The organism is Rhodococcus sp. NPDC080181 (assembly GCF_040702225.1).
Taxonomy (GTDB): domain Bacteria; phylum Actinomycetota; class Actinomycetes; order Mycobacteriales; family Mycobacteriaceae; genus Rhodococcoides; species Rhodococcoides fascians.
Genome location: NZ_JBFBKN010000015.1, coordinates 1 through 21,639, shown reverse-complemented (window position 1 = coordinate 21,639; position 21,639 = coordinate 1). Strand labels below are relative to the sequence as shown.

Annotated in this window: 16 protein-coding genes and 3 pseudogenes; 6 read left to right on the top strand and 13 right to left on the bottom strand. The window is 64.3% G+C overall.

Annotated elements, in window-relative coordinates:
• Positions 1–47 precede the first annotated feature (47 nt).
• The 3 genes and pseudogenes from AB0O58_RS17570 to AB0O58_RS17560 all read right to left on the bottom strand — a co-directional run bounded on the left by AB0O58_RS17570 (position 48) and on the right by AB0O58_RS17560 (position 5,451).
• The gene (locus tag AB0O58_RS17570) at positions 48–3,083 is read right to left on the bottom strand and encodes a Tn3 family transposase (RefSeq protein WP_011331220.1); all 3,036 of its coding nucleotides are present in this window, start codon (positions 3,081–3,083) and stop codon (positions 48–50) included.
• 244 nt (positions 3,084–3,327) lie between these two features.
• A pseudogene (gene istB, locus AB0O58_RS17565) lies at positions 3,328–4,183 on the bottom strand (IS21-like element helper ATPase IstB).
• Positions 4,180–5,451 (bottom strand): IS21 family transposase, encoded by a 1,272-nt coding sequence (locus tag AB0O58_RS17560; protein ID WP_366238546.1) that lies wholly within the window; start codon positions 5,449–5,451, stop codon positions 4,180–4,182. The pseudogene istB and the gene AB0O58_RS17560 overlap by 4 nt, the downstream one beginning before the upstream one ends.
• Here AB0O58_RS17560 and AB0O58_RS17555 point away from each other — a divergent pair.
• Positions 5,428–5,523 (top strand): annotated as a pseudogene (locus AB0O58_RS17555) (hypothetical protein); the annotation flags it as partial. The gene AB0O58_RS17560 and the pseudogene AB0O58_RS17555 overlap by 24 nt on opposite strands.
• A gap of 259 nt (positions 5,524–5,782) precedes the next feature.
• Here the strand turns inward: AB0O58_RS17555 and AB0O58_RS17550 are convergent.
• The 10 genes and pseudogenes from AB0O58_RS17550 to AB0O58_RS17505 form a co-directional block, all read right to left on the bottom strand.
• Positions 5,783–6,310 (bottom strand): UTRA domain-containing protein, encoded by a 528-nt coding sequence (locus AB0O58_RS17550; RefSeq protein ID WP_366238545.1) that lies wholly within the window; start codon positions 6,308–6,310, stop codon positions 5,783–5,785.
• A gap of 127 nt (positions 6,311–6,437) precedes the next feature.
• Positions 6,438–6,656 (bottom strand): annotated as a pseudogene (locus tag AB0O58_RS17545) (GntR family transcriptional regulator); the annotation flags it as partial.
• Positions 6,653–7,516 carry a carbohydrate ABC transporter permease gene (locus AB0O58_RS17540; protein ID WP_366238544.1) on the bottom strand — a complete coding sequence of 288 codons (864 nt, stop codon included), beginning with the start codon at positions 7,514–7,516 and terminating at the stop codon, positions 6,653–6,655. The pseudogene AB0O58_RS17545 and the gene AB0O58_RS17540, both read right to left, overlap by 4 nt.
• On the bottom strand, positions 7,506–8,381 hold the full coding sequence (locus AB0O58_RS17535; protein WP_366238543.1) for a sugar ABC transporter permease: 876 nt from the start codon (positions 8,379–8,381) through the stop codon (positions 7,506–7,508). The genes AB0O58_RS17540 and AB0O58_RS17535 overlap by 11 nt, the downstream gene beginning before the upstream one ends.
• 109 nt (positions 8,382–8,490) lie before the next feature.
• Positions 8,491–9,870 carry an ABC transporter substrate-binding protein gene (locus AB0O58_RS17530; protein ID WP_366238542.1) on the bottom strand — a complete coding sequence of 460 codons (1,380 nt, stop codon included), beginning with the start codon at positions 9,868–9,870 and terminating at the stop codon, positions 8,491–8,493.
• A gap of 13 nt (positions 9,871–9,883) precedes the next feature.
• On the bottom strand, positions 9,884–11,002 hold the full coding sequence (locus AB0O58_RS17525) for an ABC transporter ATP-binding protein (RefSeq protein WP_366238541.1): 1,119 nt from the start codon (positions 11,000–11,002) through the stop codon (positions 9,884–9,886).
• On the bottom strand, positions 11,002–11,874 hold the full coding sequence (locus tag AB0O58_RS17520; RefSeq protein ID WP_366238540.1) for a metallophosphoesterase: 873 nt from the start codon (positions 11,872–11,874) through the stop codon (positions 11,002–11,004). Before AB0O58_RS17520 ends, AB0O58_RS17525 begins: the two co-directional genes overlap by 1 nt.
• 23 nt (positions 11,875–11,897) lie before the next feature.
• A complete protein-coding gene (locus AB0O58_RS17515; protein ID WP_196813413.1) occupies positions 11,898–12,620 on the bottom strand; it encodes a tyrosine-protein phosphatase in 723 nt (240 codons plus the stop codon).
• A gap of 746 nt (positions 12,621–13,366) precedes the next feature.
• Complete coding sequence (locus tag AB0O58_RS17510; RefSeq protein WP_366238539.1) at positions 13,367–14,236, bottom strand: fumarylacetoacetate hydrolase family protein; 870 nt, start codon at positions 14,234–14,236, stop codon at positions 13,367–13,369.
• A 46-nt stretch (positions 14,237–14,282) separates the two neighbouring features.
• On the bottom strand, positions 14,283–15,068 hold the full coding sequence (locus tag AB0O58_RS17505) for an IclR family transcriptional regulator (RefSeq protein ID WP_366238538.1): 786 nt from the start codon (positions 15,066–15,068) through the stop codon (positions 14,283–14,285).
• A 251-nt stretch (positions 15,069–15,319) separates the two neighbouring features.
• Between AB0O58_RS17505 and AB0O58_RS17500 the strand changes: the two genes are divergently transcribed.
• The 5 genes from AB0O58_RS17500 (at position 15,320) to AB0O58_RS17480 (ending at position 21,232) form a co-directional block, all read left to right on the top strand.
• Entirely contained in the window at positions 15,320–16,621 is a 1,302-nt protein-coding gene (locus AB0O58_RS17500) for an L-fuconate dehydratase (RefSeq protein ID WP_366238537.1), read from the top strand.
• 50 nt (positions 16,622–16,671) lie between these two features.
• Positions 16,672–17,463 (top strand): SDR family oxidoreductase, encoded by a 792-nt coding sequence (locus AB0O58_RS17495; protein ID WP_366238536.1) that lies wholly within the window; start codon positions 16,672–16,674, stop codon positions 17,461–17,463.
• Between the two features lie 34 nt (positions 17,464–17,497).
• Positions 17,498–19,018, top strand: a complete 1,521-nt coding sequence (locus AB0O58_RS17490; protein WP_366238535.1) for an aldehyde dehydrogenase (NADP(+)) — start codon at positions 17,498–17,500, stop codon at positions 19,016–19,018.
• 356 nt (positions 19,019–19,374) lie between these two features.
• Entirely contained in the window at positions 19,375–20,184 is an 810-nt protein-coding gene (locus AB0O58_RS17485; protein ID WP_366238534.1) for a cyclase family protein, read from the top strand.
• Positions 20,185–20,299: 115 nt separating this feature from the next.
• Positions 20,300–21,232, top strand: a complete 933-nt coding sequence (locus AB0O58_RS17480; protein WP_366238533.1) for a fumarylacetoacetate hydrolase family protein — start codon at positions 20,300–20,302, stop codon at positions 21,230–21,232.
• Positions 21,233–21,639 lie beyond the last annotated feature (407 nt).

Here is a 21,639-nt window from a genome sequence, read left to right as displayed (position 1 = left end):
ATGCGTCGTCAGGTCCTGAGCGGTCATCCGCCACCCTTCGACTCGCGCTACTCGTCGTCGTCGGCGTCCGGGTCGCGCAGCGGTCGGTGAACTCCGCTGGGGTCGGGCAGGTGGAAGCTGTAGTGCCCGTCGATGCCGATGTGGGCGCGCACGAACGCCGACAATCGCTCGACATCGGTGTCGAGCACCGGGTATCCGCCGGCTCGCAGCGCGGCGAGGGCGCGGTTCTCGTAGACGGTGTTCCACACGACGACGCAATTGAGCACCAATCCCAGCGCCGAGAGCTGGTCTTCCATGCCCTCGTAGTAGGCGCGGGTCATCTCGCCCTTGCGGCCGTGATAGATCGTGCGCGCCAGGTCGTGACGACCCTCGACGAGATTGGACTGGGCCTTGCCCTCGCGCCGGTAAGGTTCGTCGTCGGCCAGGCGCAGGATGTGCAGGGTCTTGAAGATCCGCCCGAAATGGGCGATGGCCTGGCCCAACGCGGTCGGCTGCCCGTCGCGGGAGATCATCCTGGTGACCTCGTGCGCCGACACCTCACCGGAGTGGATCGACACCGCGATCCGGCACATGTCCTCCCAGTGCGCGGCGATCTTGGCGGTGTCGATCACCCCGCGCGCCGCCTTGTCCAGCGGCCCGTAGTCGGCTCGGGCGTCGATGCGCCACAACCGCTGATCGGGCAGGTTCGCCAGCTGCGGCCGGTACTGGCGGCCGATCAGATGCAGCAGTCCGAACACGATGTCGGAATACGACCCGGTGTCGGTGATGATGACCTCCGGAATCCGCCCGCCGTGCTGGGACACGATCACGTCGATGGTGTGCAGCGAATCGCGAGGTGTTCCGCGCAGCACCTTGCCTGCCAGCCCGGCGGACTGGTCGTTGAGCATGTTCAACCAGGTGATGCCCAGTTTCCGGCCGAAGTACTTCGGGTTCGGGCGGGCGTTATGGGTGCGCACGGGCACCACGAACCGCATCCCGTCCACCGAGGCGACCAGCCCGCCGCCCCACGCTTGGGCCAGGGGGATGTCGGCCTGGGCGTCGACCAGCACGGCGTTGGCCGCCTCGATGGTCTCGGCCCGCACGTAGCACTGGTCGACGTGCAGCAGCCGATCCCTGGTCAGGGCGTCGACACCAGGCGTTGTCACCGGTTTGAACCCGACGTTCATCGCATAGGAACAGAGCACGGCCGCCACCGACAAGCCGAGGTCGGCGACGCGGGCCTCGTTGCCCGAGGTGTGGGTGAACGCCTCGGTGAAACCGGGATGCCAGCTCATCACCTCCGTGACCAGTTCCGGCAGGTCCACACGCGGGATCATCGCCTCCACCCGGCGGCGCAGGTCGACCAGCGACGCGGGCTCGGCCTTGGCGTCCAGCGCGGCGACGTGCAGTTTGCCGTCGGCGTCGATGCTGGCTGGGGTGTCCTCGCCCAGCCGTGCGGCCAACTCCCGATAAGCGGTCTCCAACGCCGTCGCGTGATCGGTCAGCAGCTGCGTCGGCGCGGCGGGCAGGCCCAGCGCGTTCATGCCGGCGTCACGCGCAGCCTCCCAGGCTTCGCCTGCCAGCAGGTGCGCCCGCGGGTCGCGCCACCGCGACGAACGCACCGCGAAGATGCTGCGGTGCTTGAGGTGTCGGTGGAACTGTTCCAACACGCAGATCGTGTAGGAGTTCCGGTCGACGGTGCCCTCCGGTCGGCCCGGCGTGTAGATCAAGCGCTTCCACGCGCCGACGATCAAGTCGTGGTCGACCTTGCGGGCGTCCAGCAGGTTTGCCGGGATCTTGCCCGACGACCTGGATGTCAGCAGCTCGGCGAGGGTCTTCATTGCCGCCAGGACGGCGGCGCCGTCACTGGTCGCGCCGAACTCGATCGTGTCCATCAGCATCGACAGGAACGGGCGGACCGTGGCGAACTTGCCGGCCAACTCGATCAACCGCTGCCCATCCAGCTCCGCGTCGTCGGCGGGCACCAGCTCGTCGACCGCCTGGACCGCGTGCCGCAACTCGGCCCGGGTGACGGTCTTCTCGATCATGTCCAACACCACGCCCAGCCCGACGTCCTGGTTGACCTCGACCATCTCCAGCAGCACCTTCACCGCTGCCGCGAGCTTGCCTGCGTTGCGTGACACCCTCGGATAGCGACGCAGCTTCTCCTCGCGAGACTCCCGCTCGGCCTTGGACAGAAGCTTCGTCGTCATCAACATGTCGAAGGTCTCCAACACGTCGTCGACCGCCCGCGCGCTCAACACAACGACCGTCGCGGCCAGCACCGCCAAGCGCTGCTCACGCGTGGGCAGCCGCCGCAGCGCGGCGGCCTTGCTCGCCAACCCGTAGGTCGCCAACCCCGTCAACCGACGCGGCGGGATCGCCCTCACGTCGATGCTGTCCACCCCGACCGCTTGCAGGTCGACAACCCTGCGCAGCGCCGCGAGCATCCCCTTCGACGACGCCTTGAACACGCCCTTGCGCAGCCGCTCCAGCTCGCTGACCTTCTGCCCGCCCTCCGCAGGAACCTCCAGCAGCCGCAACAAGGCAGACGCGGACTCCGAGGTCAGCTGCTCGCCGAGCTGGCGCCACAACCGGGCGTCCGCCGCGTTGCGGCCGTCGCCGATCAGCCGCTCCAACGTGGTGATCCCCGGCAGCAGCGCCTGACGCTTCCGCAGCCATGTCACTGCGTCGCCGAAGATCGCCTTCGGTCCGTCGCCGGTCATCCACGCCTGGTCGACGATCCACGACGTGAGCTCCGACTCCATCTCGCCGAACGGCTTGAGTCCGTACACCTGCTGGATTTCCCAGGCGTGTTCGAGCTTGGTCTTCTCCCGATCGGTGTACCGCTTCACCATCGACGGATCGGAGATCTCCAACTGCTCGGCCAGATACTCGATCAACGCGGGCGGGACATCCAGCGGATCAGCCAGGAACATTCCCAGGTGACGCACCGTCACCACCTGCACCGCGAACCCCAGACGGTTGTAGTCGCGCCGCCGCGCAGCGATCAGCCGCCGGTCCTCGTCATCCAAGTAGCAGTAACGCTCCAGCTCCTGCCGAGACAACGCACCGAACCGGCCATAGCCGCCCTCATCAGTCACGACGACATGAAATCACCTACAGCGCAAGGTCGCTCGGCGATTGCCCCTTAGCGCCGGATTTCGTCAATCTGCTCCCCGACCCCCTCGCAGCATCGAACCGACCGCGGGCACAGGCGGCCGCGCGATCGTCCCGAGCGCCGGACTCTGTGCAGACGGTTGCGGCGGGAATGCACTCCTGGCAATGACGGCGCTCATCGAAAGTGCTCACCTTCGCTCAGCGAAAGTGCTCACCCGGTAGCGATGATCACTGTAGCGGTTGACGGGTCCCGGTGACGGCTTTGCGGAGTTTCTCCGAGCGTGCGTTGTGGTCGCGGAGCCGGTAGGAATCACCGGACATGTCGAGGACTACCGATCGATGCAGGAGGCGGTCGAGCATTGCTGCTGCGACGGTGTCGTCACCGAGAACCGTTCCCCACGAACCGACACCTCGATTGCTCGTGATCACGATCGATGTCTTCATATACCGCCCAAGAGACAACCTGAAACAGCGCCGAGGCGGCTTCGCCGGGTAGCGGAAGATACCCGAGTTCGTCGATCACCAACAGTGTCGGACCGGCGTAGAACCGCATCGTCGTCGCCCATCTACCTTCGATCGCCGCCCGATGGCATCGAGCCGCAAGATCGGCGGCGGTAGTGAAATACGTCCGATACCCGGCATGCGCCGCGGCCCGTGCCAGCCCAACCGACAGATGCGTCTTCCCGACCCCAGGCGGTCCGATGAGCAGCACATTCGTCGCTGTCTCCAAATATCGGCAGGTCGCGAGCTCATCGATCAGCTTCTTGTCGACGCCGGCTGCGTTGTCGAAATCGAAGTCCTCGAGCGATGCCGGTGTTGGTAGACACGCGAACCGCAACCTCCCGGTCAACCGCCGCGCTTCGGTGGCAGCAACCTCGATCGAGAGCAACCGCTCCAACGCCGCCGTCATCGACAGCTCCTCCGCCGCGGCCTGGTCGAGGACCGCCGGCAACGCTTCGGCCGCATCGGCAAGTTTGAGGACCCCGAGATGCCCACGCAAACGTTGGTAGAGACTCGCGGCTTCCGCGGTGTTCGGTGCGGGGAGTCGATCGGCGGCGGGACGGGGGTCGTGTTTTTCACTCATGCGAGAGTGTTCCTTCCTCGCGCGGCCCGCTCGTAGGCCGAGAGGTCGACGACATCGGATGATGCTGCCGCGGAATCGGTTTCAGCTGCTCCTTCTGGATTGTTCGTGCCATGAACACGGCTGCCACGCAATACTTCTGCCGCTCTGAGGGCATCAGGCCCGGGTGGTATCCGTTCCTTGCGGCGGTGCGGTTTGCCGGTGTTCGCGGTCGCCATCGCGGCCCGTTCGAGTGCGACGACATGGCCGCTGTCGCGGACGATCATGCCGAGCCCGTCGGCGGCAACCGCATGCCGGGCGACGGTGATGCCGGAGGTGGTGACGATGTCGAGATGACTACCACCGACCGGGCGGGTGACGGTGACCTGCGCGGACGCCAGCTCCGGCGGGACGGAGTACTGATTTCCGCGGTAGGACACCAACGCTTGCCGCGACGCCGTGCGGGTGTCGCCGAGGATGACCGGATACGCCGTGGCCGGCGGTGCCTGCAAGGGTTCGGTGGCAGCGAGCTCGGCGACGGTGCTGGTTCCGTCGGGGGTGTGGCGGGTGCGGATGTCGGAGACGGCGGCACAGAAGTTGTCGAGATGCGCTTGTGCTTGCTCGACGCTCATGTCCGGTAGCGATCGCCACCATCGCTGCGCGGCAGTGTGATTGGCTTTCTCGACGACACCTTTGCGGTTCCCTCGTCGGGGTGGGCAGATCGCGACCGAGACCCCGTAGTATTTCGCGACGCCGGCGAAGCTGGCGGTCACCGCACCGGACTCGGGGTAGCAGACTGTGGCCATCCGGTCGAAACGCCAGACCCGGGTGATGCCGCCGAGAGCGCGAACGACACGGTCGAGGTTGTCGACGAGATGTGGTTGATCCATCGACGGGGTCAGCACCGCCCGCCATTTGCCCGAATGTGCGAGGGAGCCGACCCACAGGTGTGCTGTTCTGCCCCAACCCCATTCGGTCGGCGGGTTCGGTAGATCGACGTAGTCCCATTGGGTTTCCTCGCCCGGCGGGTGATCGATGATGGCGTTGGCCCGATCGGTTGCGGTCCTGCACGACAGGCAGATCGGGCGTAGTTTCTGCTGCCGGATCTTGCGGGTCATCGTTGGATAGGACAGTGCGAACCCCAAGGCCAACAGTTCATCGAACAGAGCGACCGCCCACAGATGCGGGTCCTCGCTGAAGCGATAGCGGATGTAGTCGATGAAGTCCTCGAACGGGTCCGGCGTCGACTTTTTTCGAACCCCGGGGGTCGCATCGCCTTCGGCGTCGTCCATCCCGAAGCGCTCATCTCCTTGGCGATGCTCAATCTCGGAGGGCACCGACCGTCGCTACCAGGTCGCCAATGACCCCCACACATTAGTCACAAGGGCCAGACATCTTGACGGTGCGGTAACTGTCGTTACAGACATTGCCCTTTGAGGCTGTTGCGAGAGTGCAGCGTAGCCTCACTCCACCGAATGACTTGTCGGTCGTCGGTCGGTGGATCGAGCTCAGGTCGGGCGCGGCGCGATCATGGGCGCGGAGGAATTCGAGATAATCCAGCATCTCCACGCGGGTCACAAAACCGGCCCCTGTAGTTAATGCTGCCCGGTGACTGATTCCTCGTTACTTAACACAGGCCACTTCATGTCTACCTATCGAATCAGATCGGGGTGCTTGGAGTGCCTCTTCTTGGCGGAAAACAGCTTCCGGTCGCCGGGTTCGATTCGTGGGCGGATCAGTTTGTTCGTATCGCATCGTGAACCGGATGCGGTCACCCCGGAGTCTGCGCCGAAGGTACATGGTGGGGGCGAGGGCGTCGTCGATGTTGACGCCGTCGCGAAGCATCACCGGGCTGCCCGCGGGCAGGTCGAGTAACGCGGCGTCCTCGGTGTCGGCCAGTGTGGCGGCCAGCGATCGCCAGGAGTGCCTGAGCCGGAGGCCGTACCGTTCCTGTAAGACCTCGAACAGCGCGACCCGCTCGGTGATCAGAGCGGTGAAGTTCGGAAACCGACGGGCCTCGAGCCAATATCGGCACACCATGAACGGCTGGCCGCCCGTCCGTACCAGGGTGACGACCTGGATGAAGGGCCCGGGTACACCCAGTGCCTCCGCGGCGTCTCGATCGGTGTCGAAATCGGTGATCTTGACCAAGGTCTCGGTCTGGTCGTGCCGGCCGTGTTCGGCGAAATGAGGTGGTGCTGCCCGCGTCGGCGTCGGTGGACGGCATTGCCGGAAGCACCAACTCGATGACCACTGGAGGCTCGGCAATGTAAGTTCCAGCACCCTGCCGGACGATGACGTGTCCGGCGCGCGCCAATTCACCGATGGCCTGCCTGATGGTGAGTCGATTGACCCCCCATTCTGCTGCGAGTTCAGGTTCGGTCGGCAGGCGCTGCCCAGGAGCGAGTTCGCCGACGCGGATCCGGCTCAGCAGATCGCGTTCCACTTGACGGTAGACGGGGACTCGGCCCCGCCTACCGTTAAGTGGGCCGGTCATCGCAGCCCTGAACGGACAAAGGCGTTGACGACCTGGCGTTGCAGAACCAAATAAACGGCTAGGATGGGCAGACACAGCGCCCCGGCGGCGGCCATCATCGCACCATAGTCGGTACCTGCCTCGGTGATCAGGCTCCGCAGCCCGATCTGTGCGACCGATGCCGGATCGGACAGGACGAGCAGCGGCCAGAAGTATTCGTTCCAGGCAGTGACGAACAGCAGAATAGCCAGGGCGGCGAGCGGCCCGCGCATTGACGGCACCACCACGGTCCACAGCGTGTTCCAGTGCGACCGGCCGTCCATGCGGGCAGCGTCGAGCAGTTCGCGTGGGAACGAGCGCATGTGTTGGCGCAGCAGTAGCACCGCGAACGGTGCGGTGATCTGCGGGACGATCACACCGGTGAGGGTGTTCAACCAACCCAGGTCGGACAACAGCACGTAGTTGGGCAGCATCGTGATCTGGAACGGAACCAGCCAGGTGGCCACGAAGATCAGGAACAATACCCGGTCGCCGCGGAAACGCCAGCACCCGAACGCATACGCGGCGAGCAGCGCGCTGAACAGCTGAAAGAGTGCCACCGCCGCCGCCATGACCGTGGTATTGCCGATCAAGCCACCGAGCGGTAGCAGGTCGGATGCGGCCCGCAGATTGTCCAGACTAATCCCGGTGGGCAACACCGACTGAGCGAGTGCATCGTCGCGGGGGCGTAGGGCGGTGACGTACATCCAGATAATCGGCACGAGGCTGAACACCGTGATCGCGCCGAGAACGAGATGGCCGGCGACGGACCTGAATGGTTTCGTGCGGCGGGCAGTTCCGGTCTCGGCGATGTCGAGCCGGGTGGTCGTGTCAGTCGTCATGGAAACTCCAGCGGTCCATCAGCCACACCGCACCCCAGGCCAGGATTCCGAAGCCGAGGAAGAACAGCACACCGGCGGCGGAAGCGAGACCGACGTCGAACGAGCCGAATGCGGTGTCGTAGAGGAGGTAGTAGAGGTTGGTGGTGGAGTCGCCAGGACCGCCCTGGGTGAGGGTCTGGATCATCGGGAACACCAACTGAGCGGCGGACAGTATGGTCAGGGTGGCCATGAACAGCAGCGTCGGCGACAACAGCGGCAGCGTGATCCGCCGGGTGATCTGGCTTTCGGTGGCACCGTCGGTTCGGGCTGCGGCTGCGTAGTCGTCGGAGATTCCGGAAAAGCCTGCAGAGACGACGAGTACGGCAAAGCCGAGTAGTTGCCAGCCCACGATTACCACGATCGACCACATGGCCCAACGCGGGTCTCGTAGGAAGGAGATCGGTGCCACGCCGAACAGTCCGAGAATCTGGTTGACCAACCCCCCTCCGGGATCGAGCAGCCAGCGCCACACGATCGCGGTGACCACCGGAGCGATGAGATAGGGCGCGAAGATCGCAGTCCGATAGAAGGCGCGGGCGCGACCGTGCACACGTTGTGAGAGGAGCACCACCAGCACCGGAATCACGATGGTGAAGGGCAGCAGCGCAACAAGATATAGCAAAGTGTTCCACGTCGCCGTGCCCAGCTGGGGCAGAGCGAACGCCTCGGAGTAGTTCGACCAGCCCGCCGGGCGGGCCGGTGAGGTGGGCACCAAATTCCAATCGTAGAACGAGAGCTGGATGGTCTGGATCAATGGCGAGTACACCCACACCACGAGCCCGGTGAGGGCCGGTGCCAAATACAGGTAGGGCGCCGCGTTCCCCACGGTTCGCCGTAGCAGTGGTCGGCGGGCCACTGGCCTCGACGTGCTGCGCGGTGCCGGCGGTGTCGGCTCCACGAAGCGCCCCCGTGCCGGCACGTGCCGATCGAGGAGCTCACTCATCCGGCATGAGGGCTTGGGCGCTGTCCTGCGCGGCGGACAACGTCGTTTCAGGGTCGGCGCCCCGGAACACGATTTCCTCGGTGGCCTTACTCAGCAGAGTGCGAATCTGTTGGTAGTTCGGGCCCGGGTATGAGACCCACGGTTCGAGACGGTCGAGTTGAGCGACATTGGGGCGGACGAAATCGGGGTGCGCGTCGGCGAAGGGCTCGAGATACGCGGGATCATCGATCAAGGAGGCACGCAGTGGCACGTACCCGATTCCGGAAGTAATCGTCGTCTGAACTTCGGCGCTGGTCAGGAACTTGATCAGTTCCCAGGCCGCACGCTGCTTGGCGGGGTCGTCGGTCAGGATGAACAGCGCGGAGCCAGAGTTGGTGGGTACTGACGGGGTGGTGCCGAATCCCGGCATCGGTGCGGCAGTCGCCTGCCACTTGCCCTCGGAAGCAGTGAGAATCGCGTTCTGCAAGCCGGCCGAGCTCAACAACATTCCCAGGTTTCCGCGCATGAACGCATCCTGCGCATCTGCGCCGCTGAGGTCCGGAAGGGCGTTCGGGCCGGCCTGAACGATCTTTTGGATGCCGCGGAAGGCATCGACTGTCGCCGGGTCCGTCCAGCCGAGCGACTTCCCGTCCTCGGACAACAACCGACCGCCCGCGGAACGGACCATTCCGGTCAGGCACCAGTCACCGCCCATCACGGCGTCGAGACAACTGAGGTAGGCACCGCCACTGGCGCCGGGCACCGTGGCGATGGCCGCGGCGGCGGTGGCGACTTCTTCCCAATTCTTCGGAGGGCGGCTGGGATCGAGCCCCGCTTGCCGGAACAAATCGGCGTTGATGAACAACATTGGAGTGGAGAATACGTAGGGAATTCCGTAGGTCGTGCCGTCGAGGTCGCCGAGGGATGCGGCCCGTGGGGCGTACGGGTGGGGTCCGTCGTTAAGGAGCTTGTTCACCTCGTCGCGGCCGACGAGCTTGTCGAGGGGGCCGGCACCGAGATCACTGGCGGTGTATCGAAGGTCGGCGAAGGTCAGCTGAGCGAGGTCCGGCGGGTTGCCGGCGACGACCTGTCGCTGCACGCTCTGGGCGATCTCGTTCGCCGAGCCTTGCGGCGGGACGGCGTCGACGTCGATGTTCGGGTGCTGGCGCTCGAACTCGGCGACCAAGTTTCTCGTCGTCTCGCCGAAGATACCGGCGCTGGCGAGGTTGTAGCTTTCCCAGCGTATGGACACCTGCTGGTCGGGTGCCAGTTCAGGGATGATCGCCGTAGGCGCGGCCGACTCCTGTTCGGCTGTGGTGGGGACGGTAGCGCAGCCGGAAAGGGTAACGGCTAGCGCGGCTGCCAGGATGGGCAGGAGGCGAGGAATCTTCATAGGGGGGCTCTTTTCAGGAAGCAAGGGCGGGAACCAGTTCGGGGTCCCAGACGAGGCGTCGGCCACTGGACCGTGCGAAGAGGTGGATGTGCTCAGGGCGCACACTCAGGGAGGCGATGTCACCGGGTATTAGGTGGATCGGTCTGGCACCCCGAACGCTGACGCGCTGATCCCCGATCTCGACTGCGGCAATCTCTTCATTGCCGAGGTTCTCTACCACCTCGACCCGGCCCCGAAGGGTGGGCCCGACATGGTCGGCAGTCACAAGCAAGAGATGCTCGGGGCGCACGCCCAGCAGGACGTCGCGGACGCCCGGACCGGTACCGGCCTGGTCGGGCAGGGGGACTTCCAGGCCCGGGGCCCGCAGCACCAGAGAGTCGTCGACACCGGTGCCAAGTTCTGCGGGCAACAGGTTCATCGGCGGTGCGCCCATGAACCCGGCGACGAACGCCGACGCGGGCTTATCGTAGATCTCTACCGGAGTCCCGAACTGCTCGACCCGGCCCTTGTTCAACACAGCGACCTTCGTGGCCATGGTCATTGCGTCGACTTGGTCGTGGGTGACGTAGACGAAGGTGGTGTCCAACCTGCGGTGCAGGGCGGTCAGTCGGGTCCGGGTACTCGAGCGCAGTTGAGCGTCGAGATTGGACAGCGGCTCGTCCATGAGGAAGGCCATCGGTTCACGGACCATGGCGCGGCCTAGCGCAACCCGCTGTCTCTGTCCGCCGGAGAGCTCCTTCGGTCGACGTTTGAGGAGGCCATCGAGGTCGAGAAACTCCGAGACCTCGTCGACCCTGCGCCGGATCTCCTCCTTGCCGATCTTCCGTACGCTCAGCCCGAAACCGAGGTTCCGCTCGACGGTGAGGTGCGGATAGAGCGCATAGTTCTGGAAAACCATCGCCAGGTCGCGTTCCCGCGGCGGCAGGACGGTGACATCCCGCCCGTCGACCAGAATGCGGCCCTCGCTCGGCGGCAGCAGCCCGGCAATCATACGAAGGAGCGTGGTTTTGCCGCAGCCGCTGGGGCCGAGTAGCACAAGGAATTCGTTGCGTGCGGTGGACAACGAGATGTTGTCGACGGCAGTGGTGTCGCCGAAGCGCCGCCCGATCCCGTCGAGTTCGAGAGTAGCCATCAGAGTGCCGCCGTCATCGTTTCGATCGCTTTGGCGATTTCGGGGACGTCATCGACCGTGAGCTGCGGCATACCAGGCACTAGACGGAATTTGGCGCTCACTGCGTCACCGGCAACGGTGTACTCGACGTAGCCCAATTCCTGGCGACTGTCGGGAAGTTCCCCGTCCACCGAGGCGAGGAAAGCGGTGGCCGGAGCCCACACCTCGATGGTGCGGCCCCGCTGCACCTGCCGGTAGCGGTGCAGGTGTCCGCAGCCGACGGCCCGAAGGTCGACCCCATCGACGAGGCCGAGGAGCCGATCACGAGCAACTGGTTCGACGTCGACCTGGTGGATCGTCTCGTGGATCCCCGAGGCCGCCCGCAGATCGACAGGCTCGTCGGTGACCGACCACAGTGGCTTGTGCAGAAACAGCAGTACAGGGCGGCCCTCCGGCAGGTCGCCGAAAGTCTGCTCGAGCCAACGCCACTGGTCGGCCTCGAGTTGCAGACCCGACCCCAGCAACTCGCTGTTGATCCCGAGGAGCACCGCCTCGTCGGCGTCGTGGCGCCAGTGGTCCGGGCCGAACGCAGCCACATGAGCACCTACTCGTTGGTCGGTCACAGAGATCCCGGCCCATGCATTCATACCTGGCATTCCGACGTCATGATTCCCGGGAATCACCAGCAGCGGGGCGTCGATGAGTTCGAGTAGCTCGCGGCTGTGTGCTCGGTCGGCAGCGTCGTCCGGGTCGAGAACTTGGATGTCGCCGGAGTGCACGACCAAATCGGGACGGACCTCATCGTTCAGGTGACGAGAGAGGAGTCGGAAGGCGTCCTCAGTGGGACCGCCAGCAGCGGTCAGGTGGGTATCGGAAATCTGCACAATCTTCATGGGTTCCTCCTTGGGGCAGCGGGTCAGCGGGTCAGGGCAGTGCGGAGATGATCGAGCGCCTCCTCCGAGACGCCGTGGCCGGCAAGGTAGGCGCGGGCACCGCCGTGCTCGGCGGACAGGACACGCAGCATCGCAAGCATGGATTCAGTTCGGGCTCCGTGCATCCCGGTGTTGCCGACGCCCGCAGAGTCGGACTCCGCCGGTAGTGCCGCGAAGAACTCGGCGGTGAGGTAGTCCGCGGTAAGGGCGTAGTCAGCGGCGACGGCCTCATCGGGCACTCCGATCGCGGACAGCACTAGGGCGATCACCACGCCGGTGCGGTCCTTACCCGCCGCGCAGTGGACAAGCGCGGGCAGCGCACCCGGCTGGGCCAACTGGGCGATGATCGACGCGAGTTCCGGTCCTCGCTCGCGCACGAGGGCCACATAGAGCTCGCCGAGCGGATCCGGGGAGTTCCGCACGTCGGTCAGTAGGGGGCGCGGGTTCAGGGGTCGATGGACAACGTTGGGGACGAGCACATCCAGACCAGTAGGAAGAGCAGCCAACTCGGGCTCGTCACGCAGGTCGACAACGGTCCGCAGCCCCAGCGCGATGATGTCGGCGGCATCGGTGAACCGGGCAGCGTCGGAACGGAAGAGGCAACCCCAAACGGTGTGGGCACCGTCCGCGGTCTGATAATCGCCGATGTCGCGCAGGTTGTAGGTGGCGCCGACAGAAAGTCGGCGAAGTGGGGAGGATGTGGTCACATCCCACATTCATCTAGATGAAAATTACAGACGAAAGCTCAGAAGGTGAATGGCCACTAACGACGAGATGTCGAATGAGGCGGGATCAGCGTTCCTTCCGGTCATACTGGCCGGAAAGCTTCACCTTCCGAGGCGGATGCACGCGGGCGTCACCTCAATCCCCTGACTATGCCGGCCTGACTTGGACCGCGTGTTCGGCGGCATCGTCGCGGTGCGAAAACTATCCTCGGCAGCTCGACCGAAGTGGTTGCGCGACTTGTTGGCAGACTCCGACGGACAGCCCGTCGTCAGAGGCGGTGCTGAACCACCGGCGATCCAGTGCGTCGTCGTGGACCGCTGCGATGTCGGTGCCGACGCGCCGATTCACAGGTTCCCCGTTGTGCTCGACGAGCCAATCACGCGATCGAATGACCGCTGAGCTGGGCCACCACTGTACTGACCTGAAGTGAACGCTTTGCTATGACCGGATTTCGTCAATGCGGCTGTCACGCCTTGAATGTGTCCCCGCCGAGAGCGTTTTCTCGGCGGCTCAATTGTCGAATCAGTGACAGGTTTGGTGCCTCCTGACTTGGTCTTCAGTGGATTCCGAGGTTGGTGACCGCGTGCCCTGGCGTGGTGCGCTCGGGAAAGCTCGCGGCGAGTGGGGAGCTCTCCCGAGCGCTGTTACAAGTTCGTTTCCATTACGGGCTGTTCCGCCACGGCCGCGTTTCGTCCTGCATGGATAAGGACCTCCTGCGGCCTGATTTCTAGACCGTTTGCGCTCGGGCGTAGTTCTCGACGGCCGTGTCCTGGGATCCGAGTCGGTCGATGGACAGGGCCATTCGGTCACCGGCGTCGAGATAGGGGAATTTTCCCGAGAGGCCGACTCCCGCGGGGGTGCCGGTGTTAATGATGTCGCCGGGTTCGAGGGTCAGGTAATGCGAGAGATGCCATACCAAATGTGCGACAGAGAAAACCATGTCCGAGGTGTTCGAGTCCTGCCGCAGTTGTCCGTTGATCGCCGAGGTGAGCCGCAGTCGTTGAGGATCGGGAATCTGGCGTGCTGGAACCAGTGCTGGACCAAGAGGGTTGAAGGTCGGGCAGCATTTTCCTTTGGACCACTGGCCTCCGGATTGCTGCATTTGATAGTCGCGCTCGGAGACGTCGTTGCTGATCGTGTACCCAGCTACGTGGGCGAGTGCTGTGTCGATGCTGTCGAGATACGCCGCGCGGGTGCCGATCACCACGGCGAGCTCGACTTCCCAGTCGACCTTCCGTGCGCCGGGAGGGATCAGGACCATATCGTGGGGGCCAACGATCGTGTTGGGGTGCTTGAAGAACAAGACGGGCGTCTCGGGGGGAGGGTTCCCTGATTCGGCGGCGTGGGCTGCGTAGTTCTGTCCGATGCACAGCACTGCGCCTGGCCGCGCGATCGGCGGTCCGATGCGCATGCTGTCCGCGTCTGCGATGATGGGCAGGTCGCCGCGCGCCAGTAGATTCTCTGCACGATCGATTCCGCCACCGGCGAGAAAAGGACCGTCGATGTCGTCGGTGAGTGAGCGCAGGTCGTAGAAACGACCGTCTGTCCGTACTACCGGGATTTCGGTGCCAGGGTTTCCGAGGCGCATCAGGTGCATGGGTGAGTCCCTTCGGTCGTGCACCGCCCTCGGACCCGCTGTCGCATCAGCCACGGCCGGGCATCGGGGGTGCGTTGAGCGTGCTGTTCGAGCGGGCGGCCGCGTCCAGAAGCAGATTCACAGTCCTGTCCCGCGCTTCGGGGGAAGCCCGGAACGACGGTATGGACACGCTGACCGCGTCCACCGTCGGACGGCTCCACGGCAACGCGACGGCAAAACAAACCAGACCATCTGCGACTTCGCCCTCTTCGGCGGCGTACCCGCGACTACGTGTGAGGGCTAGATCCTCGTAGAGATCGTCGCGAGTGATGCGTGTGTGAGCCGTCATAGCCTTGAGCGGAAACGACAGTAGCCGATCCAGTTCCTCTGTGGTGCGAGTACTCAACAGTGCCTTCCCGAGCGCTGTCGCGTGCGCCGGTAGCCGGCCCCCGATGGTGGAGACAAGTGAAACAGCGTGCGTTGATTGACGTTTGGCGAGATAAACGACCTCAGTGCCCTCCAGGCGGGCCAGCTGAGCGGTTTCACCGGTGTGATCGACCAACCATTCGAGCGAGCCGGCAGTGGCGGCGACGACTTCGTCCTGCTGCAGGAACGAATTTCCCACCAGAACCGCACCGAGTCCTAGCCGGAACTGTTGGCTGTCCCGGTTCTCCTCGACCCATCCACGGGATTCGAGTGTGCGCATCACCCCATGCAAGCTGCTCTTCGGGATAGCGAGCGCATCGGCGAGGTCTCCGAGTCCGAGCGGCTGCCGACGAGCCAGGAGTTCGAGCACGTCCACCGTCCTGTCGGTGGACTTCACGCGCCGAACGCTGGGGGTCGAATTATCCATTCTCTGTGGCTCCTTCGCTACAGCAGGCACGGGATGCATTGACGTGATCGGGGTCATGAGTTAGCGTTGACGAATCAAATAGGTGAACGACTTTCACGTAGGTGAACGATACCGCCAAGATGCTCCTCGGGGCAATGGTTTGCGAAAACAAGCCAAGGCAGCGCAGGTGCCACCCGACATCGTTGCGTCGCCCACACGATCATCGTTTTCTTCCTCCGCCCACAGTCTGACAGCTACAAGGAGTCGCCCAGATGAGCAACATCACCAAGTTGGAGATTATCGACCTGCGCTTCCCGACCTCTCGTGAGAAGGACGGTTCGGATGCGATGAACCCGGATCCTGACTACTCGGCCGCATACGTAGTGGTACATACCGACGCCGCCGATAGCTTGGAGGGACACGGCTTCACCTTCACTATCGGTAAGGGCAACGAGGTCGTGTGCGCGGCGATCAAGGCGCTCGAACCGCTGGTGATCGGCAAGGACACTGTCGAAGTGTTCGCGAACATGGGCACGTTTTGGCGTTCACTGTCGAATGCGAACCAAATTCGGTGGATCGGCCCGGAAAAGGGTGTCATCCATCTGGCAACCGCCGCCGTCGTCAACGCGGTGTGGGATCTCTACGCCAAGGTCGAGGGCAAGCCGTTGTGGAAATTGCTCTCGGACATGAGTCCTGAAGAACTGGTCTCGATCTGCGACTTCCGCTATGTCACCGACGTGCTGACTCCCGACGAGGCGATCGAGCGTTTGCACACCAAGAAGGCCGGTAAGGCCGCGCGCGAGCAGGAAATGATCGACGGCGGCCTGCCCGCCTACACGACGTCGGCCGGATGGCTCGGATACGACGACGACAAGATCATCCGCCTCACACGCGAGGCGATCGCCGACGGATGGGACCACATCAAGATCAAGGTAGGAAATGGCGTCGACGACGACATCCGTAGGTTGCGGATCATCCGCAACGAAATCGGCCCCGACCGCAAGCTGATGGTCGATGCCAACCAGGTCTGGGACGTCGACGAGGCCATCGAATACGTGCAGAAGCTAAGCGAATTCGACCTGTGGTGGGTCGAGGAGCCGACCAGCCCCGATGACGTTCTCGGGCACGCATCGATCGCCAAGCAGATTGCGCCTATCAGGGTCGCCACCGGCGAGCAGATTCAGAATCGAGTCGTGTGGAAGCAGCTGTTCCAGTCAGAAGCCATCGGTTTCGCTCAGATCGACTCGTGCCGCCTCGGCGGTGTCAACGAGGTCGTTACCGTCCTGCTCCTGGCCGAGAAGTTCGGAATCCCCGTGTGTCCCCACGCCGGTGGCGTGGGCCTGTGCGAGCTCGTTCAGCACCTGTCGCTATTCAATTACGTCGCCGTGACCGGAGACTTGACCGACGTCGTCGTCGAGTACGTCGACCACCTGCACGAGCACTTCCTCGACCCCGTCGTCATGCACGACGGCAAGTACGTTCCGCCGAAGAAGCCCGGCTACAGCGCGGAAATCCATCGCGACACCCTCGAACGCTTCGAGTTTCCTCAGGGTGCGGAGTGGGCTCAATCCTGATCGACACTGTCCGCCGACACGATCGAGATACGACATCCGGGAGAACAGCGATGACCACTGAATCCAATCACGAAGTACCGGTCGGGATCTCGGCTTTCAGCTTGGAGGGGCTGGTCGCCGCGGTCACCGGAACCACTCGCGGGATCGGTCGCGCGCTCGCGGTCGGGCTCAGCGATGCCGGCGCGAAAATCGTGCATTTGAACCGGTCCTCGTCGCGGTCGGTGATCGACGAAATTGCCGAACGCGGCGGAGACAGTGCCCATGTCGAGCTCGACCTCGCCTCGAAGGACGAGGCGATCCGTCAGGCGGCCGACGCAGCAATCGCCAACTACGGCCGGGTCGACATCCTGGTCAACTGCGCCGGTTTGGTGGTGCGCAAACCGATCGTGGACCAGAGCTCCGACGAGATCGAGAACCTGCTCCACATCGATCTGACCGCACCGTTGCTGCTTGCCCGGGCGTTCGCCCCGCACATGATCGCCCGAGGCTCGGGGCGAGTGCTCAACATCGCATCCTTGATGAGCTTCCAAGGCGGGGTCAACGTGGCGGGCTACGCAGCCGCCAAGTCCGGGCTCGCCGGCGTCACAAAGGCGTTGACCAACGAATGGGCGGGACAGGGGATCACGGTCAACGCCATCGCTCCCGGCTATATCGCGACGGAGATCAATGTCGATCTCCGGAACGACGAGAGCCGCCGCTCCGAATTCCTCCAGCGCATTCCAGCCGGCCGATGGGGAGATCCCCAGGACCTCGTGGGTGCCGCGGTGTTCTTGTCCTCCGCCGCATCTCGATACGTCAGCGGCCAGATCTTGGCCGTCGACGGGGGATGGCTCGCTCGCTAGTTAGCCTGACCACGCTTTCTCGGAAAGGACCACAATGACCACCATCCAGAGCATCGATCCTCGCCAAGGCGTTGCGGTCGAAGACGTCACCGAAGCCACCAGCACCGAGGCGGTCACAGCGATCGCCGACCTGGCCGCAGGGGCCGCACCAGAACTCGCCCGCCTCGGACGCGGATTCCGCGCGAAGCTCCTGCGCGCGATCAGCGACGGCCTCGAATCGGCACGAGAGACAATCGTCAAGATCGCAGACCGGGAAACCGCGATTGGCCCGGCCCGCCTGAACGGCGAGCTCACCCGCACCGCCTACCAGGCCCGCCTGTTTGCCGACGTGCTCGACGAGGGCAGCTACCTGGAAGCAACTATCGATCACGCCGGGGATACCCCGATGGGTCCGGGACCGGACCTGCGCAGGCTGCTCGTGCCGATCGGGCCGGTAGCGGTCTTCGGCTCGAGCAACTTCCCGCTGGCCTTCTCCGTTCCCGGCGGTGACACGGTATCCGCAATCGCCGCGGGATGCCCAGTGATCGTTAAAGCCCACACCTCGCACCCGGCCACCTCCCGGCTCGCATTCGAGGTCCTCGCCGACGCAGCGAAGGCCGTCGGCGCCCCCGAAGGCACTTTTGGAATCGTGTTCGGCCAACCCTCCGGATCCGCGCTCGTAGCCGACCCGCGGATCAAAGCAGTCGGCTTCACCGGCTCGCTCGGCGGCGGCCGCGCACTGCTCGACATCATCGACAAGCGTCGCGAACCGATCCCCTTCTACGGCGAGCTGGCCAGCCTGAACCCGGTCGTGATCACCGACGCCGCAGCCGCAGCCCGCGGAGCGGACATCGCCGACGGTCTCGTCACGTCCGTGACCGTCAGCGCCGGGCAGCTGTGCACCAAACCCGGGCTGGTGTTCATCCCCGAAGGCCCGGCAGGCGACGGCCTCACCGACACCATTGTCAAGAAGTTCTCCGACGAGGGTGCCCGAGTGTTGCTCAACGAGAGAATCTTCGAAAGCTACGAAGCAACCACCCCGGACGTGCAGGGGATCAGCAAGCTCGAGCAGCAGGCATTCGGACTCGACGACACCGCAGCCTCCGGGTTTAGCGTCCGCCCGCGTCTGTTCATCACCACCACCGGCGATCTGCGCCCCGGCGACGCCGAAGAGTGCTTCGGGCCCACCACGATCGTGGTGCGCTATGGGCAGCTCGACGACCTCGAGCAGACACTGGCCGCGTTACCGTCGTCGCTGACCTTCACCTTGCACTCGGAGCCCGACGAGACCGACCTGGCAACTGCCCTGTCGGAGAAGATGACCGCGAACGCCGGTCGAATCCTCTTCAACGCGTACCCCACCGGGGTGCTGGTCTCGTGGGCACAGACCCACGGTGGTCCGTGGCCCGCCACCAACTCGCTACACACATCGGTGGGCACGACCGCGATCCGCCGGTTCCTGCGTCCAGTCACCTGGCAAAGCGCCCCCGAACATGCGCTGCCGGTGGAGCTGCGCGACGCCGACCCCGGAATCCCTCGACGCATCGACGGCGTGCTGACGGTCCCTAACCGATGACCATCCACCTCCGAACGGGAGCCGATCGAACCCAATGATCCACGCGCCGCCACCGATTCGACCCGAGCTGACCGACTGGTGCCCTGCTCTTCGAACAGTTGCCGGTAACGAACAACAAATGCAACTGCACACCCCTTCTACCGACGCGTCAATTCCTTGCTCGACGAGCTTCCGAGTCCACGCCTGTCGGAGAAAAAGCACAGTGAACTACGTGACTACGTCGACAGCAAGCTGCGTAGATATGGGGTTCCTGCCGTCCGGCGCAGCGAGCGTTGACCGACCTTCGCCGCAAAGGCTTGCACGTGAACACACACAGACCCACCATCGATAATCGAGTACGAAGGAGTCGGATTCCGATGACTGCCACCCCCGAAATCAATACAGACCGCGCCGCCCAGTTGGTCGACCTGATCACCAGCGCCACGATCGTGGACCTGTCGGTCACGACCGGTGAGCGTTGGCCGTGTCACCCCTACGAGGGCCAGAAGTTCGGCCAATTCCAAATGAACTGGTTCACCTGGCCTCGTGGCGCTTTCGTCGAGTACGTTCAGGTCCACGACGACCATACCGGCACACACTTCGACGCACCGTGCCATCAGATCCCACCGGCCGACAGTGGCCTGCCTGCCGCGAACGAATTCGGCTCGATCACAGTCGAGCAGGTCCCGCTGGGTCAGATGATCGGCCCCGCTGCCGTTATCGACGTCACCGCCCTGGTGGAGAACGCGCCCAAGGGCGAGGAGACCCGACTGAAGGAGAGTCCGGAGATCCTCCCCGAGCACATCCTGGCCTGGGAAGAACAACACGGCGCCCTCACCGGCGAAGAGATCGTGCTCTTCCGCTCAGACTGGTCCGACCGCTACTACGTGCCACTGCCGGAGGGGTGGGGTTACGACCGCAGCCACCCGGCTCCGCGCGCGGAAACGATCGAGCTGCTCCACGAACGCGGGATCCGCGCGATCGGAACCGACGGCCGCGGAATCGGTTTGATGCAGGACGACTACAGCCCGCACTGGGCGTGCCTGGGCCGCAACATCGTCTGTATCGAAAACCTCACCAACCTCGGCTCCCTCCCGCCGCGAGGTGCACTGTTCGTCTTCGCATCTCACAAATTCGAAGGCGCCTCCGGAGGAATGGGTCGCGCGTTCGGGTTCCTCACCACCTGACCCAGACCGAGAAGCGAATATCGGGTGGGGCCACCGCCAATACGCGGTGGCCCCACCGTACTTAACCCACCCCCATCCACGCATCGGATGAGCGACACAGACGGCGAGAAACACCATGAACCAAGCAATCTGGCGACTCGATCTCGCCGGCACCACCCAACTGGCCCGCGGGGACATCGCATCCGGCCCCACCGAACTGCTGCCACCGGAACTGACCATCGACCAACTCCTCACCAGACCCGACGGTCTCCACAAAGCACTCACCACCGAAACCAGCGGCCCCGTCCCCGACAGCGCCACCATCGCCGCCCCGGTCGAAAACCAGCGAATCTGGGCCAGCGGCGTCACCTTCGAACGCAGCCGAACCGCCCGCAAAGAAGAATCCACCAACTCCGATGTCTACGACGCCGTTTACGACGCCGAACGTCCAGAACTGTTCTTCAAAGCCCTCGGTACCGAGGTCCGCGGACCCAACGACCGCATCTGCGTACGCCCCGACTCCACCTGGAACGTCCCCGAACCCGAACTCGGCCTCGTCATCGCCTCCACCGGCGACATCGTCGGGTACACCATAGGTAACGACGTTTCCTCCCGCAGCATCGAGGGCGAAAATCCGCTCTACCTACCTCAAGCCAAAGTCTACGAAGGCAGCTGCGCCATTGGACCGGCGTTGATCCCCATCACTGAGGCACCCGACTGGAATTCGATCACCATCTCGCTCACCATCACCCGCGATGGCCGCGACATCTTCACCGACAGCGTCCCCCTCAGCCGGATGCGCCGCACGCCCGGAGAGCTGCGAAACTGGCTCCTCCGCAGCGTCAAACTTCCGCACGGCGCAGTCCTGCTCACCGGCACCTCCATCGTCCCACCCGACGAGATCACCCTGCTTCCAGGCGACCAGAGCACCATCGCTATCACCGGACTGGGCCACCTCACCAATACCGTCGAAATACTCGACCTCCCCAACGCCTTTGACACAAAGCGACGTGTCGCCGGTCAACTCGATGCCGATCTCGGAACTGGCCACACAAACGGCTCGAGATGAGCATCACGAACAATTCTGCCCCCCACGTTTCGTGAACACGGGCGAGGCCAGGGCGATGCGACGCGTTGGACGCATATGACGACAGGTCGTCGAGCACGGCGCGGTAGTGCGCCCAGTCTGTCGAACACACCGGCCCACCGGGCGGGGTATGCCGTCCGTGTAGCAACCAAGCCTCAGACCGTGTAGCAACCACGCCCCAGACCGTGAGTGGTACGACAGCATCGACGGACCTGTCTTCCGCATCGCCCCATCGACACGCAACGCCCCCGGATACACAGGAGTATCAACGGCCCAAGGATTTCGGACATCGGAGGGAGTGTCAGATTAACGGTGGATCCGACCTTGGCGTCGGTTAGTTTCCGTTCGGGGTGATGCGTCCTTCGAAGGTGATCGCGAACGCGTTGAGC

Bases quoted from the DNA above. Each gene is read 5' to 3' on its own strand.
- AB0O58_RS17510 (WP_366238539.1), bottom strand. From the start codon at position 14,236: ATGCACCTGATGCGCCTCGGAAACCCTGGCACCGAAATCCCGGTAGTA.
- AB0O58_RS17525 (WP_366238541.1), bottom strand. From the start codon at position 11,002: ATGGCTACTCTCGAACTCGACGGGATCGGGCGGCGCTTCGGCGACACC.
- AB0O58_RS17520 (WP_366238540.1), bottom strand. From the start codon at position 11,874: ATGAAGATTGTGCAGATTTCCGATACCCACCTGACCGCTGCTGGCGGT.
- AB0O58_RS17485 (WP_366238534.1), top strand. From the start codon at position 19,375: ATGACTGCCACCCCCGAAATCAATACAGACCGCGCCGCCCAGTTGGTC.
- AB0O58_RS17500 (WP_366238537.1), top strand. From the start codon at position 15,320: ATGAGCAACATCACCAAGTTGGAGATTATCGACCTGCGCTTCCCGACC.
- AB0O58_RS17505 (WP_366238538.1), bottom strand. From the start codon at position 15,068: ATGGATAATTCGACCCCCAGCGTTCGGCGCGTGAAGTCCACCGACAGG.
- AB0O58_RS17480 (WP_366238533.1), top strand. From the start codon at position 20,300: ATGAACCAAGCAATCTGGCGACTCGATCTCGCCGGCACCACCCAACTG.
- AB0O58_RS17560 (WP_366238546.1), bottom strand. From the start codon at position 5,451: ATGGACGACGCCGAAGGCGATGCGACCCCCGGGGTTCGAAAAAAGTCG.
- AB0O58_RS17490 (WP_366238535.1), top strand. From the start codon at position 17,498: ATGACCACCATCCAGAGCATCGATCCTCGCCAAGGCGTTGCGGTCGAA.
- AB0O58_RS17530 (WP_366238542.1), bottom strand. From the start codon at position 9,870: ATGAAGATTCCTCGCCTCCTGCCCATCCTGGCAGCCGCGCTAGCCGTT.
- AB0O58_RS17540 (WP_366238544.1), bottom strand. From the start codon at position 7,516: ATGACGACTGACACGACCACCCGGCTCGACATCGCCGAGACCGGAACT.
- AB0O58_RS17495 (WP_366238536.1), top strand. From the start codon at position 16,672: ATGACCACTGAATCCAATCACGAAGTACCGGTCGGGATCTCGGCTTTC.